13 protein-coding genes and 1 tRNA gene are annotated in these 13907 nt (G+C 59.3%); 7 read left to right on the top strand and 7 right to left on the bottom strand.

Translation table 11 applies throughout. The features are described from left to right. Window positions 1-17 precede the first annotated feature (17 nt). Window positions 18-1028 (bottom strand): ArsJ-associated glyceraldehyde-3-phosphate dehydrogenase, encoded by a 1011-nt coding sequence (locus NW834_RS05095; RefSeq protein WP_414418934.1) that lies wholly within the window; start codon window positions 1026-1028, stop codon window positions 18-20. Window positions 1029-1352: 324 nt separating this feature from the next. Here NW834_RS05095 and NW834_RS05090 point away from each other — a divergent pair, with 324 nt between their 5' ends. Both NW834_RS05090 and NW834_RS05085 read left to right on the top strand, forming a co-directional pair. After that, window positions 1353-2036 carry a DUF2232 domain-containing protein gene (locus NW834_RS05090; RefSeq protein ID WP_011433876.1) on the top strand — a complete coding sequence of 228 codons (684 nt, stop codon included), beginning with the start codon at window positions 1353-1355 and terminating at the stop codon, window positions 2034-2036. A gap of 257 nt (window positions 2037-2293) precedes the next feature. Next, window positions 2294-2533 carry a DNA-directed RNA polymerase subunit omega gene (locus NW834_RS05085; protein ID WP_011433877.1) on the top strand — a complete coding sequence of 80 codons (240 nt, stop codon included), beginning with the start codon at window positions 2294-2296 and terminating at the stop codon, window positions 2531-2533. Between the two features lie 96 nt (window positions 2534-2629). Here the strand turns inward: NW834_RS05085 and NW834_RS05080 are convergent, their stop codons facing one another. From NW834_RS05080 to NW834_RS05065, 4 genes are all read right to left on the bottom strand, one after another. Then, a complete protein-coding gene (locus NW834_RS05080) occupies window positions 2630-4504 on the bottom strand; it encodes a mechanosensitive ion channel family protein (protein WP_414418935.1) in 1875 nt (624 codons plus the stop codon). A 38-nt stretch (window positions 4505-4542) separates the two neighbouring features. Beyond that, entirely contained in the window at window positions 4543-5661 is a 1119-nt protein-coding gene (cax, locus tag NW834_RS05075; protein WP_414418936.1) for a calcium/proton exchanger, read from the bottom strand. A 215-nt stretch (window positions 5662-5876) separates the two neighbouring features. After that, entirely contained in the window at window positions 5877-6647 is a 771-nt protein-coding gene (locus NW834_RS05070) for a hypothetical protein (RefSeq protein ID WP_414329723.1), read from the bottom strand. 168 nt (window positions 6648-6815) lie between these two features. Next, on the bottom strand, window positions 6816-7760 hold the full coding sequence (locus tag NW834_RS05065) for a PLP-dependent cysteine synthase family protein (RefSeq protein WP_148202762.1): 945 nt from the start codon (window positions 7758-7760) through the stop codon (window positions 6816-6818). Between the two features lie 172 nt (window positions 7761-7932). Between NW834_RS05065 and NW834_RS05060 the strand changes: the two genes are divergently transcribed. The 3 genes from NW834_RS05060 (at window position 7933) to NW834_RS05050 (ending at window position 10627) form a co-directional block, all read left to right on the top strand. After that, window positions 7933-9066, top strand: coding sequence for a cob(I)yrinic acid a,c-diamide adenosyltransferase (locus NW834_RS05060; RefSeq protein ID WP_414374557.1), 1134 nt, complete (start codon window positions 7933-7935; stop codon window positions 9064-9066). Between the two features lie 71 nt (window positions 9067-9137). Next, the gene (locus tag NW834_RS05055) at window positions 9138-9815 is read left to right on the top strand and encodes a lysophospholipid acyltransferase family protein (RefSeq protein WP_414374555.1); all 678 of its coding nucleotides are present in this window, start codon (window positions 9138-9140) and stop codon (window positions 9813-9815) included. Then, window positions 9812-10627: an alpha/beta fold hydrolase gene (locus NW834_RS05050; RefSeq protein WP_414418937.1), complete on the top strand. Its 816-nt coding sequence runs from the start codon at window positions 9812-9814 to the stop codon at window positions 10625-10627. Before NW834_RS05055 ends, NW834_RS05050 begins: the two co-directional genes overlap by 4 nt. On the opposite strand, the gene NW834_RS05045 is transcribed toward NW834_RS05050, so the two are convergent. Together NW834_RS05045 and NW834_RS05040 are read right to left on the bottom strand one after the other, a co-directional pair. Further along, complete coding sequence (locus tag NW834_RS05045) at window positions 10605-11330, bottom strand: HAD-IA family hydrolase (protein ID WP_011433888.1); 726 nt, start codon at window positions 11328-11330, stop codon at window positions 10605-10607. The two genes, NW834_RS05050 and NW834_RS05045, sit on opposite strands and share 23 nt — an antisense overlap. After that, on the bottom strand, window positions 11327-12310 hold the full coding sequence (locus NW834_RS05040; RefSeq protein WP_414330856.1) for a PhoH family protein: 984 nt from the start codon (window positions 12308-12310) through the stop codon (window positions 11327-11329). Before NW834_RS05040 ends, NW834_RS05045 begins: the two co-directional genes overlap by 4 nt. A gap of 555 nt (window positions 12311-12865) precedes the next feature. Between NW834_RS05040 and NW834_RS05035 the strand changes: the two genes are divergently transcribed. After that, window positions 12866-13414: a hypothetical protein gene (locus NW834_RS05035; RefSeq protein WP_011433891.1), complete on the top strand. Its 549-nt coding sequence runs from the start codon at window positions 12866-12868 to the stop codon at window positions 13412-13414. Between the two features lie 155 nt (window positions 13415-13569). Next, window positions 13570-13660: transfer RNA gene (locus NW834_RS05030), tRNA-Ser, on the top strand. The last annotated feature ends 247 nt before the right edge of the window (window positions 13661-13907 follow it).

Genomic DNA, 13907 nt, shown 5'->3' with positions numbered 1-13907 from the left:
CTCCAAGGGAGATGTTTCTATAGACTGCGGGCCACCTTGCGGGCCAATTCCGCCATGCGGTTGGCGTAGCCCCATTCGTTGTCGTACCAGGCCAGAACCTTTACCTGGGTGCCGTCCACCACCATCGTCGAGGGCGCATCCACAATGCTGGAACGGGGATCCCCTTTGAAATCCACCGAGACCAGGGGCAGCTCCTCGTAGCCGAGGATCCCCTTGAGTTCGCCCTCGGCTGCAGTTTTTAAGAGGTGATTGACTTCTTCCACGGTGGTGGGCCGCCTGACTTCGAACACCGCATCGGTCAGGGAAGCGTTCAAGAGAGGAACACGCACCGCAATGCCGTTTAATTTGCCGTTGAGTTCGGGGTAAATCAGACCAATGGCCGTAGCAGAGCCGGTGGTGGTGGGCACCAGAGACAGCAGAGCGGAGCGGGCCCGCCGCAGATCTTTGTGGGGGGCATCCACCATGGTTTGGGTATTGGTGACGTCATGGATGGTGGTGATCACCCCGTGAACAATGCCGATCCCCTCGTGGATGACCTTCACCAAAGGAGCCAGGCAGTTGGTGGTGCAGGAAGCCGCCGTGAGCAAATGGTGCCGGGCCGGGTCGTACAGGTGATCGTTGACGCCCATAACAATGTTGAGGGCCTCTTCGTCCTTGACAGGGGCAGCCACAATCACCTTGCGCACCCCCGCTTTGAAGTAGGCATCCAGCTCCGCTGCCTTGACAAATTTGCCCGAGCATTCCAGCACTAGCTCGATCCCCAACTCTGCCCAGGGCACTTCACCGGGGGATTTGTGTTCGCTGAAGGTGAGGGTTTTCTCTTGGATGCGCAGCCGGTTATCGGATCCCTCAATGTCGATAGCCCAGCGGCCCTGCACCGAGTCAAACTTCAACAGGTGGGCCGCCGTCGCAGCTCCCCCTTTGATCTCGTTGATGTGGGCGAATTCCAGCTCTTCCCAGCCCCAAGCAGCCCGCAACACCAGCCGTCCGATGCGGCCAAAACCGTTGATGCCCACCCGCACTGCCATAGCATTGACCCTAGACTTGTCCAGAAGGGATCCCGCTCTCTCAGGGCAAATCCCGCCTCAACTTTATCAGAACGCCCTAGTCGTTTCAAGACAAGTTGATGGGTAGGGTCAGGAGAGACTGGCCGATGGGGGTCGGTTCACGGTTGGCCTTGGGAAATGTTGCCGAATGTCCTGAAATCCAAAAGGGATCCGCTGAGGCAGCCCCAATCGACAACAGGGCCTATCCTGTAGCCGATTTGCAGTCCAGATCCACACCTCTGGGCAACAATTCGCCCAACCCGGCAACCGGTGGCCTAAGCTGGGAAAAGTTGTGCTTTTCTGGATGTGCCCCCGCCGCCTCAGCCTTCTGTGCAGGATGACTTTCCTCCCTTACCCCCCCCACCTCCCCGTTCTCCGGCTTTGAGGGTGGTGGAAACGGCTTTTTTGGCCAGTACCGCGGCCTTGATCTGGATCCTGAGCTACACGCCGCTGGCCCCCTTTATACGTCTGTTTTTCCCCATCCCGGTGGCGCTGGCGGTGATGCGCTGGGATCCCCGCACAGGGGCAATGGCCCTGGTGGTCTCCGGCCTGTTGCTGACGGTGCTGATAGGGCCCACGCGCAGCATTCTCTATGTCATTCCCTATGGTCTGCTGGGCTATTGGTGTGCCCGCCTGTGGCAGCAGCGTCTTTCCTGGTACGTCTCGGTGGTGAGCGGGGCTGTGCTCAGCGCCCTGGGCTTGATCTTTCAGTTGGTGCTTTCCTCCCTACTGGTGGGGGAAAACCTCTGGATCTACGTAACCATTCAACTTACCGGCCTAACCAACTGGCTCCTGGATGTGTCCCTCAGCCGATGGGGCGTCTACTGGGTGGCAGAACCCTGGATGGTTCAGGTGGTGGTGGTGGGATTTATTGCCTTCAATTCCCTCATCTACGTATTCACGGTGCATTTGGTGGCCGCCCTGGTGATGGAGCACTTTCGTTGCCCGCTGCCACCCCCGCCGAAGTGGGTACAGTTTTTGCTGGATTAGCAGCCCCTGTGAGTTGTACAAGAGCAGAGCAAGCTGCTCTACAAATGAGTTCTTGACAAATCTTGACAAATGAGTTCTTGGCAAAAGTCCCACCCTATTGCCATGCAACGCTACAGGAATGCAAGAACTGGAAGGTTCTCTGCTACGATCGCGGTAGCGGGACGGAGTCCTTTCGCGGTAGCGGGACGGAGTCCCCTTGGGATCCCGGTGGCAACAAGATATGTGGCAACAAGATATCAAGATTTAAGACTGCGATTATGGCTTCCCGCAAGAATCAACTGGCTATTGACAATGACGAGCTGATGCGTCGGGTAGAGGCTCTGATCAACGCTTCCAAAAATCGCTATCGCATCACGGTACAGGTGGCCAACCGCGCCAAGCGCCGCCGCTACGAGGATCCGGATGATATAGAAGATGGCTGGATGAAGCCAATCCGCCGCGCTGTCATCGAAATGTCGGATGAACTGACTGAGCCGGAAATCATCGGCGATGAGTAGTCACTAGACTTGCGGCCTGCTGGCGCGACCGCCCTGTTGAAACTGCTAGCCGGCTGAGCGGCTAAGGGTAGAAGCTTTCGGCAGCCGCCTATTTTGTCAATTTGTCAAGTCGTTTGCAACGGGATCCCTTTCCCGCAGGCGAGCCTCGAGCCGCGATTCCATCAGGTGCAGCAGGCGGTGGGTCTCCTCTGGGCTGAGACCCTGGATGCGCATCTCCAAGGGGCTGTGGAACCAGAGGGTCTGCTGTGGGAAAGGAATCTGGATCCCTGCTTGGTCGAAGGCGTGTTTGAGGCGACGGCGGTATTCCCGCGCCACCCTCCACTGCTGCAGAGGCTGCACCTTGATCCAAATGCGCAGCGTGATCCCCCGCTCCCCCAGATCATCGACACCGTGCATTTCGGGGGGCTCGAGGATTTTTTCCCGCCAAGCTGGCTCCCGGTACATCTGCAGAGCCACCTGCTCGGTGATGCGTATTGCCTGTTCCAGATCGTTTTCATAGGCGATCACAATCCCCAGATCCACCCGTGACCAGCCGTTGGAGAGGTTCTCCACCACCCGGATGGCACTGTTGGGGATAGAGATCAAGCTGCCTTCGGTGTTGCGCAACTGGGTTAGCCGCAGATCCATGTGTTCCACAAGGCCGCCCCGCCCGTCCACCACGATCACATCCCCTTCGGCAAATTGATCTTCAATTAAAATCAACAGCCCATTGATCACATCTTTAATCAGATCCTGAGCAGCCAAGGAAATCCCCAGCCCAATAAAGCCCAGGCTGGCCACTAAGGGGCCAATATTGACCCCCACCGAGGCCAGGCCAGCCAGGGATCCAAGCAAAACCAGGGTAGTGGCTGCAGCTCCTTTAGAGACGCTGGCAAAGGTGCTGAGGCGTTTGCTGAGGCGATAGGTGGGGGCATTTTGCTCTTGGCGCAGGGCAGCAAAGAGGTTATCCAGTACCAGTCCACTCAGCCAAACACTGCCATAGGTGGCCAGGCCCACCCCTGTCAACCGCAACAGAGGGCCGCGCAGGGAAACCAGGAAAAACCTTTGCAGGGGTCGCGTTTGCGGGAAAAGGCCCAAGCTCACCCCAACTCCGCCCACCCACAGGCTAATTTGCACCAGGCGTAGCAGGCGAATTTGCAGCTCCAAGTAGGATTCCTGCCGTTTGCGTCCGGCCTGTTGTTCGACTAAGACGGGATCCACGCCCGGCTGCTCTTCCCCCGCTAGGCGCTCCTGAATCTCTGCTTGGATGGCCTGGTATTCCGTCTGCAGGGCATCGCGTTTTTGCTGCAGCCGTCGCCGTTTTCGCTGGCAGAGCTGGCTCAGGCTCCCTACCACAGCCAGGATGCCGAGGGCAATCACCGCTTGGCGGCGCAAAAATTGAGGCTGCCGCTCCCGTTGCGAGGTGCGCAGCGCTTCCTCGACAATGCCGGCTACTTGCTCAGCCCAGTCCATGGGTTGGGCGCCCTGGAATTGGGCATCGAGGGAGGTGATGGTCAGCAAATGTCGCCCATTCACCCGGATAACAGGCTGGTTGGTCTGGCCGTCTAGGGTGACTTCAACCTGCAGCGCCTCTGGATCGAATCCGGCGCTGGCCAACTGGTGCAGGGTTTGTTCAATGGAGCGCACCCGCTGCGACACCGGAGGCAGGCTGCCGGGATCCCCCTGGGGAGCAGTAACCACAAACAAATGCCGCCCATCCAGCGTCACGGCCTTCGCCTGGATAGAAGAGGTGGGGAGGCTAAGCGCTTGCCGCAGCTCTTCTAGGGCATCCAAACGGTTGAGCAAAGGCAGGTTGGGGGCGGTGCCGTTGTTTTCAGCAGTTTCCTGCCCCCATGCGGGCCCGATTATGGGGGATAGGGCAAGAGATGCACTGAAAAGGAGAGGCCAAAACAGGGATCCCGTTTTCCCCGGCTTCGGCCTGCCTACCGTTCCCGTCAGCGGTGCGGGGCACCATTCGCAGCTTCGCAGCATGAGCCGTTTGCGTCAGCGGTGCAGAACACTTTAACGCCTCACTCCAGAAAGAAGAAAGCAATCCCGAGGATGGCATAGGTGGCCAAGAGCAGTAGCCCTTCCAGCCAGTTGGAGCGCCCATCGCTGCTGACGGAATTGATCAGCAGCACCGAGACTGCAATGGCCACCAACTCCACCATGCCGAAGTTAAAGTTCATGGGCTGATGCAGCACATCCCCGGCCAGCACCAGCAGGGGTGCCACAAACAGGGCAATCTGCATCGTCGAGCCCAGCGCCACCGAGAAGGAGAGATCCATCTTGTCTTTCATGGCCACCGTGATCGCCGTCGCATGTTCTACTGCATTGCCGATGATCGGCAACAAAATCACCCCCATAAACAGCGGCGTCATGTGAAAGTGTTCCAGCGTATCCTCTAGAGTGCTCACCAACAGTTCCGACTCCAGCGCCACCAACACCGTCAACCCCAAGAGGGCCAGCACCCAAAACCCCAAACCGGCTCCCTCGGGCGGAGCCGTCAACACCTGGGGAATGGATCCTTCCGCCTGCAAAACCGGATTGGGGGCCAGGCGATTGGCCGCCTCATCTTCTGCGGCTTCTGCTTCGTGAAGGGCGTAGAGGTAACTGTGGGTTTTGAGGGAAAACAGCAAAGTAAGACCGTAAACCCCAATCAGCACCAGGGCTACCGCCGTGGATAGCTCTTGGATGGAGATCTCCCCCAAGTTGGCATCGGCATAGGTGACCACGCTGGGCAAGATCAAGGCCACCACCGCCAGGTTCATCACCGAGGCATTCATGCGGGCCACCTCGGGTCGAAAGCTCTGCTCCCGAAACTTGATCCCGCCCAAAAACATGGCCAAGCCGGCCACCAGGAGCAGGTTACTGATGATCGCGCCGGTGATGGAGGCTTTTACCACATCCACCAGCCCCGCCCGCAGTGCCACCAAGCCGATGATTAACTCCGCTGCATTGCCAAAGGTGGCGTTGATCAGCCCCCCGACTGTCGGCCCTGTCAAGGCTGCAATCTCTTCCGTGGCCTGACCCATAAACTTTGCCAAGGCCACCACCGCCAAAGCCGCACAGAGGAAGACCAGGTTGGGATCCCAGCCCCGGAAGTGCCCCACCCAAGATAGGGGAAACCCCAACAGCAGCAGGAACATTATGCTGTTCAGACCTCTCTGCCAACCTGATGCAGAGCGATCCGGGGAAATCAAAGGATTTGCATTAGCCAGGGTCATGGTTCACAAGGGGAAAATAAGGTAGCGAGGCTGTTTGGGTTTCGGGGATCCGCGCCCCCTATGGCCAGAGGCGGCCACCATGAGGCCATCTCCAAGAGTCTAGCGGCTGCGAGGGGAGGTTGGATAGGTGCTGCTGGCTAGAGGGAGATAACCCGGTTGCGCTGCAACTGCCGGGCGATCTCGGCTCCCAATTGATCGGACAGATGCTGGGGATCGGCGATTTTCAAAAAACTGCTGCCCTCTACCTCAAAGGGGAAGGATCCCTCGATGCCGTCGCGGGGGAGTTGTACCAGCAGCAATTGTTCGGGGCGCTTCGATTGCAGGGCATAGCCCAACTCCAGACAGACCTGAGGGCTGGGCAGGGGACGCCCCCGGCCATTCACCTGCACAGGGGTTACATCGGCCACCACCAGCAGCGCGTGCTTGAGCTTGCGAATCAAGGCCGCATCGATGAGCGGGGTCTCGGCCTCGGCGGGAAGGGATCCCTGAAGCTGTAGGGGCACAACCGGCCCGTGGTTGCGATTGAGGGTCTCTACCACGGCTTGCAATGCCCGGTGCAGAGTGGCGCTGGAGTCGGGGTAATCCGATTGGCCGCAGAAGTAGATGACCGGCTCGGTCATGTTCAGGGTGGCCCGCTTATTAAAGTAGATCTCACGGCTGATCAAATCGAGGTTGGAGATGCTGTAGGCACCGCTGCCCTCGATGTAAAACTCCACCAGCTCTCCTTCCAGGTAGCGCTGCCACCATACGGAAGCCTTCACCTGCTCCACATCGTCGAGAAAGTCGGCCCGCATCGCCGTTTTCAAGAGGCCGGTACGGCTTAGGCGCAGGTCGGGGGCCCTCTGTTGGACTTGAGAAGCAGACAACACCGAATCCAAATACCAGGCTTTCAGGACGATGATCGCCATGGGATCCCTCTGCGCTCAGCCTTAAAGGTACGTGACATACTCCCACACTCATGCTGACGCAAAGCGCTCCGCGCCGCCAAAGCGAGAGAGTGCAGGCTTCAAGGACTCCGTCCCGCTGACGGGAAGGGTAGCCCGCGCCCTGTCCACAGGACGAGCGCCGGGAGGATGTCACTCCTCTGTCCAGAAACGCTCGGAAAGATATTTGTCAGCCCCGTCGCAAAAGATGGTCACCACCACTCCAGAGGAGAGCTGACGGGCCACCTCTAGGGCTGCCACCACATTGGCGCCGGCAGAGATGCCCACCAGCAGGCCTTCTTCCAACGCCAAGCGCTTGACCATTTTCTGGGCTGCTTCTGTGGAGATCTCAATGTGCTGGTCAGGCAGGGTGGGATCGTAAATCTCAGGTTTTAGAGCGGTGGCCATGTGCTTGAGCCCTTCTAGGCCATGGAAGGGAGAGTCGGGCTGCATGGCAATGATTTGGATATCCGGGCGATACTCTCGCAGGCGCCGCCCCACCCCCATACAGGTGCCGCTGGTGCCTAGCCCGGTAACAAAATGGGTGACCTGCCCCTGGGTTTGCTCCCAAATCTCCACCCCAGTGGTTTCGTAGTGGGCTTGCCAGTTGGCGGGGTTGCTGTACTGGTCAGGGTAGAAATAAAGCTCGGGGTTTTCCGCATAGAGGGCGCGGGCTTTCTCGATGGCCCCATCGGATCCCAGAGCGGGATCCGTCAGAACCAAGTCCACGCCATAGGCAGCCAGGATCTTCTTGCGCTCCGGGCTGGCGTTGGCGGGAAGAGCCAGCTTGACCTTGTAGCCCAAGGCGGCCCCGATCCAGGCATAGGCGATGCCGGTGTTACCGCTGGTGGCATCGAGGATGATCTTGCCGGGGGTAAGCTTGCCCTGGCGTTCGCCAGCGCGAATCATGTTGAGGGCCGGGCGATCCTTGACTGAACCCCCAGGGTTGTACCACTCTGCCTTGCCATATACCCGTACCGATTCCGGCAAATCGGCAGCAACCCGCCGCAGACGGATCAGCGGCGTCCCCCCCACCAGCTCAATAGGGCTATCCACAGCAGGGAGTAACGGGCGAGAAGAAAATGCAGTCGGATACAAGGGGGATCCCTCGCTAGACAGGCATCGGCTGGACAACCATTGCTCATCTTACCCCGGTCTTTCCGGCCTCTTGGGAGCTTTTTAGTTTCCCCCTCCTGCCCAAGTTCTGGCTAGGCTCTAAGATGGGGGTAGAAAAGTGGGATTTTCCCACAGCAGGATGACGCGGAGGGGCATGGCAGAAATTGGGATTGTGACTGCCCAGCAGTTTGATCGGCGACGGGGCCAGATCCATGTCTACGACGGCGAGGGCAAAGGCAAGTCCCAGGCGGCCCTAGGGGTTGTGCTGCGTTCCATTGGCTTGGGGATCGAAAAGGCGGCCCCCAGCCGGGTGTTGCTGGTGCGGTTTCTCAAGGGGCCAGGCCGAACCTATGCTGAGGATGCGGCCATTGCGGCTCTGCAGCGAGGCTTCCCCCATCTCATCGATCAATTGCGCACCGGGCGGGGAGAGTTTTTTGGCCCAGACGAGATCACCAAGTTTGACCGTCAGGAGGCCCGCCGTGGCTGGGACGTGGCCAAAGGGGCTTTGGCGTCGGGGTTTTACTCGGTGGTGGTGCTGGATGAGCTCAACCCGGTGCTGGATCTGGGCCTGTTGCCTGTGGAGGAGGTGGTCAGTACCCTCAAGCAAAAGCCGGAGGCCATGGAGGTGATCATCACTGGTCGGGGTGCTCCTAAGGCAATTATCGACCTGGCGGATTTGCATTCGGAAATGCGCAGCCTGCGTCGGACGGCGGATCCCCAAAACGGCCAACCCCCTTCCAGCGGCATCGAGATCTACACCGGCAACGGCAAGGGAAAATCCACCAGCGCTCTGGGTCGGGCTCTGCAAGCCATTGGGCGCGGCATCAGTAAGGATCTCTCCCATCGTGTACTGATCATGCAATGGCTGAAGGGGGGAACGGGCTACACCGAGGATGCAGCCATTCGGGCCCTGCGGGAAAGCTACCCCGATTTGGTGGATCACCAGCGTTGCGGTCGGGACGCCATTGTCTGGCGGGGCAAACAACAGGAAATCGACTATGTAGAAGCGGAGCGGGGCTGGGAGTTGGCACGGGCGGCCATCGCTTCTGGCCTGTACAAAACCATCATCTTGGATGAGTTGAACCCGACGGTGGATCTGGAGCTGCTGGACGTGGAGCCGATTGTCCAGGCTTTGCTGCGCAAGCCGCGGGACACGGAGATCATCATCACGGGGCGGTGCCATGCCCCCTTACCTTACTTTGAGCTGGCCTCTGTCCACTCGGAAATGGTGAGCCACAAGCACTATGCCGAGCAGGGGGCCGATCTGCGGCGCGGGGTGGACTATTGATGGGATCCTTCGCAGCGTTCTCAGCCAATTCTGCTCTCTCTTGGCCTCCAGACCCCAGGATGCTGGCCCAGTTGTTGCTTACCCTTTTCCAGACGGAAGTGTGGGTGGAGGGAGGGGAGCGTGTTCCTGCTGGCCCGCTGGTGGTGGTGAGCAATCACCGCAGTTTTCTGGATGCACCGGTGCTGATCGCGGGGTTGGGCCGACCGATTCGCTTTGCCTGCCATTACTACCTGGCTCAGGTGCCGCTGCTGCGGGAGATCGCCTTGGCTTTGGACTGCATTCCCCTCAAGCAGGGATCCCGACAGCAAATCCATTTTTTTCGCCAGGCGCAGGCCAGTTTGGCAGCGGGGGTGGGTGTGGGGATCTTCCCAGAAGGGGCGGAGCAGATCACCCGTGAGACCTCGCCTGGGGAGGTGGGGCGGTTTCAGCCAGGTTTTGCCCACCTGGCGCTGGCGGCAGCGGTGGATCCCTTGCCGATTCTGCCGGTGGCGGTGTGGGCGCAGGAAGAATGGCGGGGAGTAGATATTCCTATGGCTTTTTTCCGCTGGTTTGACCCCACTGAACCCCGATTTCAACAGGAAGGGGGACATCCGGTGGTGTTGTATCGGCGGGTGGTGCTCAGGGTGGGATCCCCCCTTTGGGTGGGCAGGAAGCAGCGCCAGGGATCCCGACGCGAGCGAATGCAGGTCATTCAAGAGCTAACTGCAGCGGCCCGAGAACAGGTGCGATTGGGATTGGCAGAGAGATGAGAAAGTTGAGTGGCGAGCCGGTAGCATCTGCCTCTAGCTTGGTCAGCCCGGCAACGGGAGCGGTCGGTCAGGAGCGGCCCCTGCTGCTGTATTTGCCCGGTATGGATGGCACAGGTACGTTGTTTTACCGGCAGGCGCAGGCTCTGCAGCGGGAGTTTCGCATTCGCCCCCTGAGTTTGAACCACCCGGAAGCGGGGGATAGCTGGGAAACCCTGGCCGATTGGGTGGGATCCCAGCTAGAAGCGGGGGCGTACTTGTGTGGAGAATCCTTTGGGGCCTGCCTGGCCTTGTTGGTGGCCGCCCAATGGCCGGAGCGGTGCCGCGGCCTCATTTTGGTCAATCCAGCCTCGTCGCTGCGACGTAGGCCCTGGTGGTGGGCAGGACATGTTCTCTTGCCCTTTTTGCCACCGGGGCTCTATCACCAGTTGTCGGAGCGAGGGTTGGGGGCTTTGGCGGAGCTCAGCCAAATGGAGCCGCCGGATCGGGAGCGGCTGCGCCAGGCAGTTCACAGTGTTGAGCCCACAGTGGCTGCCCAGCGCTTGGCTTTGCTGGGATCCTTTGTTGTGGAGAAGCTGCCCCTGGAGTTGATGACCATGCCGACTTTGCTGGTGGCAGGGGGCCGGGATCGCCTGTTGCCCTCGGTGCAGGAGGTGGGCTGGCTGGCGGAACGGCTGCCCCAGGCGCAGGTAGAAATCTCGCCCCAGAGCGGCCACGCTTGCCTGCTGGAGCGGCGGATGAACCTGCGGCGTTACCTGCTCAAGCCGGATGGCCTTTTTGCCCCTCTGCTGCTCAATTCTGCTTCGGCCCATTGAGCATGGACAGGGATCCCCACAGATCTTCTATCCGCTCTGGGCAGGAGCTATCCTTCCCCTCTCGATCCAGCCAAAGGGCTCGCAAGCCTGCTGCTTTTGCCCCCTGATAATCGTCGCGGCGGCTGTCGCCAATGTGGCCGGCGGCTGCGGGGGGGATCCCGTGGGCGGCCAGGGCAGCTTGGAAGATGCGAGGATCGGGCTTGGCATAGCCCACTTGGGTGGAGAGGGTGAGGGTGGAAAAGTAGGGATCCAACTGCAACTGCTGCAGCACCCTGGGCAAGCGGCTGTCGAAGTTGGAGATCACCCCCAACCGGATCCCTTCCTGCTGCAGGGCCCGCAAAGCCGGCAGCGTCTCGGGATACAGCTCCCAGGGATCCGCCCCGGCAAAGTGCTCAAACAATTGGGCGAAAAAGTCTTCAAACCGGTGCTCTCCGAAGGCAGCCAGGGATCCCACCCGGGCAAAAGTCTCCCGCACCACCTGGCGCCACCAGGTCCGCTCCCACTCCCGCAAAGGGGATCCCGTCAATCCTGGGCAGGCCGGGGCTGGAGCCTGGGCAAAAACTTGGCCAAAAGCGCGATCCAAGGCCTGGGGATCCACCCTTACCCCATACTCCGCTGCCACCTGGCTGTAAACCTGGCCCACGCTGCCCCGCACCCGAAACAAAGTGCCCACAGCGTCGAAAAAGAGCACCCTCAGCTTCACGACTGCCCCTCGTAGCGGGCGTAGGCATCGACAATCCGCTGCACCAGAGGGTGGCGCACCACATCCCGCTGGTCGAAGTAGCAAAAGGCAACCCCCTCTACCCCTGTCAGAATACGCTCTGCCGCTGCCAGGCCGGACATGCGATGTTTGCCCAGATCCGTTTGGGTGAGATCCCCGGTAACCACCATACGCGACCGGAATCCCAGCCGCGTGAGGGCCATCTTCATCTGCTCGGGGGTGGTGTTCTGGGCTTCGTCCAAAATGATGAAGGCATTGCTCAAAGTACGGCCTCGCATATAGGCCAGCGGCGCCACCTCGATCACCCCCTGCTCCATCAACTGCGGCAGCTTGGCCGGGTCGATAAACTCGAACAGGGCATCGTAAAGGGGCCGCAGATAGGGATCCACCTTTTCCACCAGATCCCCCGGCAAAAACCCCAGTTTTTCTCCCGCCTCCACAGCCGGGCGAGTCAAGATCAAACGCTCGTACTCCCGGTTTTGTAGGGCAGCAATGGCCACAACGGCAGCCAGATAGGTTTTTCCTGTGCCCGCCGGTCCAATGCCAAAGCAGAGGTCGTGGGTGCGAATGGCTCGCACGTACTCCTGTTGGCGGGGCGTTTTCGGTCGGATAAGCTCCCCTTTGCGGGTGCGGGCCAAAATCCCTGCTTGTGCTTGCTGGTAGGCGGCAGCCTCTTGTCCGGAGAGGGCGCGAAAAGCTTGCTCTGCATCGATCACAGTGACGGGGTGCCCAGTTTGCCAAAGCGGCCTCAGCAATTCTAGCCATTGCCGCACCTGCTGCCGCTGTTGGGGAGTGCCTTTCAGGTACAGGTCTTGTCCGCGCAGCGTTACAGAAGCACCGCTGGAGCGACTGATCCACCTCAGGTTGGCCTCCTGAGTGCCCGCCAAAGACATGGCCTGTTGAGGATTGGACAGAGAGATGACTTCGAAATCAGAAGAGAGGGAAGTAGGGTTGTCGTGCATGCCGTGGGCGCCGGGCACCCTGGGAGACCTGTAGGGGTGATCTTACCAAAAACGCTTGTCAGGGCGCTCTGGGCTGTGGAAAGCCGCTGCAGAGCCCAGGGGTCGAGCGCAAGAGTGCTTAACAGGGGATTACACCATTAATGTGTTCCAAAATACAAGCTTCTGGAAGATCTGCAGCAAACCTGGATTTGGGTTCCGGCCTTCATTGGCAGCCGAGTCACAGGGAATTAACAACTCCCTAAGGTTCCCTAAAAAAGTATTGCAAAGGGCTATCTTTTCGGGAATAGCTTTTATTCATCAAGTAACGTTGATCTATCTGCTAAAGGAGCTTGAACTCCCAGTCTCTCGTCGGTCGGGCAAGAGCTTGAGGTTTTCAACTCCGTTGGGCATCGTGCATCTGACATTCTCCATCCAGCAGCAGGGATGTGGATGGGGGTCTCTTACAACCTTTCCCTAGACACATTTTTGGGATCCCTGCGGCTCCTCAATCTCTGGGGAGGGAGCCCATCCTTTCTGGAGTCATTTTGAAAAATCAGATGGAAACAGGAGAGATAGATGTTTACCCAATCTGCGTCTGATACTCTGGGGTTGGCACAACTGGATTTGGCGCAAATTCCGCGGCAGATCACCTGCGATGGCAGTGACTTGGATTGGAGCCAGGCCCTGGCCATCGAAGGGATCCAACCTGAAGAAGAAGCTTTACAGGCTTGGATGGCTTTCCGTGACCTGCGGGTGAACCAAGAGGCGGGCAACATTTTACGCTGGCAAGGGCGTCCGTTGCGGGCCAGCCGTATCCGCTTTTTCCCCAGGAATGTGGCTTGGCGCTATGGCTTCTCGTTTTCCACCAGCATCCGCTCGCCCCTTGGCAAAGGGATCCCGACCCCTGAGGAGTGGCGCTACCCGGGCCTCTGCCGCTACGGGATTGTGCTGTTTCAACCCAACGCCCAACTGGTGGCCCATCAGGTTTTCGAGTCCTCGCCAGAGCAGCCCCAAGAGGTGGATCTGGATCCCAACCTGGATATTGCCTTCAACATCAATGACGCCAAGGGCAGCTACGGCGACAATAGCGGCAGCTTCGATATTTACCTGCAGGTGGTGAGCTAGACTCACCCAACCCCAGGAGGGATCCCGGCTGATCGCGATAGCGGGACGGAGTCTTTGCAGGGCGGGTCAGGGGGCAGTTGCCGGGTGGGATCCCATCCCCTACAATGAGTGAACTGGTGGCTGGATCCCAGCTTGCCATTGCCCTTCCTGGCCCTGGAGAGGTGGCTGAGTGGTCGAAAGCGGCTTCCTGCTAAGAAGTTACGGGGCCCAAAAGCTCCGTCGAGGGTTCGAATCCCTCCCTCTCCGTCCATGTTTGCTGACCAAGGTTGTTGACGTCCTCTGCGCGCCGTTAGCTTACTTCCCCATAGCGGTAGGGCGGGGCTTTTCTCAGTAGCTCGGGCGTCTCAGACTAACCTGAAACGACCATAGAGGCCAACTCCGCTACCAGTCATGGGTCGTGGAAGCAGGAAGAAATCAGAGCATGACTCTAGTCAATAATAAGCTCAACTATACTGAAAATAATGTATAATATGTTCAGTACGGATTACTACCA

The sequence above is a fragment of the Synechococcus sp. R60.1 genome (assembly GCF_047461835.1).
In the GTDB taxonomy this organism is placed as follows: domain Bacteria; phylum Cyanobacteriota; class Cyanobacteriia; order Thermostichales; family Thermostichaceae; genus Thermostichus.
Note: the sequence above shows the minus strand (reverse complement) of the source record. Positions and strands in the feature narration are given on the sequence as shown.

Coding starts and splice junctions, on each gene's coding strand:
- NW834_RS05060 (WP_414374557.1), top strand. CDS start 7,933: ATGGCAGAAATTGGGATTGTGACTGCCCAGCAGTTTGATCGGCGACGG.
- NW834_RS05095 (WP_414418934.1), bottom strand. CDS start 1,028: ATGGCAGTGCGGGTGGGCATCAACGGTTTTGGCCGCATCGGACGGCTG.
- NW834_RS05040 (WP_414330856.1), bottom strand. CDS start 12,310: ATGCACGACAACCCTACTTCCCTCTCTTCTGATTTCGAAGTCATCTCT.
- cax (WP_414418936.1), bottom strand. CDS start 5,661: ATGTTCCTGCTGCTGTTGGGGTTTCCCCTATCTTGGGTGGGGCACTTC.
- NW834_RS05085 (WP_011433877.1), top strand. CDS start 2,294: ATGGCTTCCCGCAAGAATCAACTGGCTATTGACAATGACGAGCTGATG.
- NW834_RS05080 (WP_414418935.1), bottom strand. CDS start 4,504: ATGCTGCGAAGCTGCGAATGGTGCCCCGCACCGCTGACGGGAACGGTA.
- NW834_RS05050 (WP_414418937.1), top strand. CDS start 9,812: ATGAGAAAGTTGAGTGGCGAGCCGGTAGCATCTGCCTCTAGCTTGGTC.
- NW834_RS05035 (WP_011433891.1), top strand. CDS start 12,866: ATGTTTACCCAATCTGCGTCTGATACTCTGGGGTTGGCACAACTGGAT.
- NW834_RS05070 (WP_414329723.1), bottom strand. CDS start 6,647: ATGGCGATCATCGTCCTGAAAGCCTGGTATTTGGATTCGGTGTTGTCT.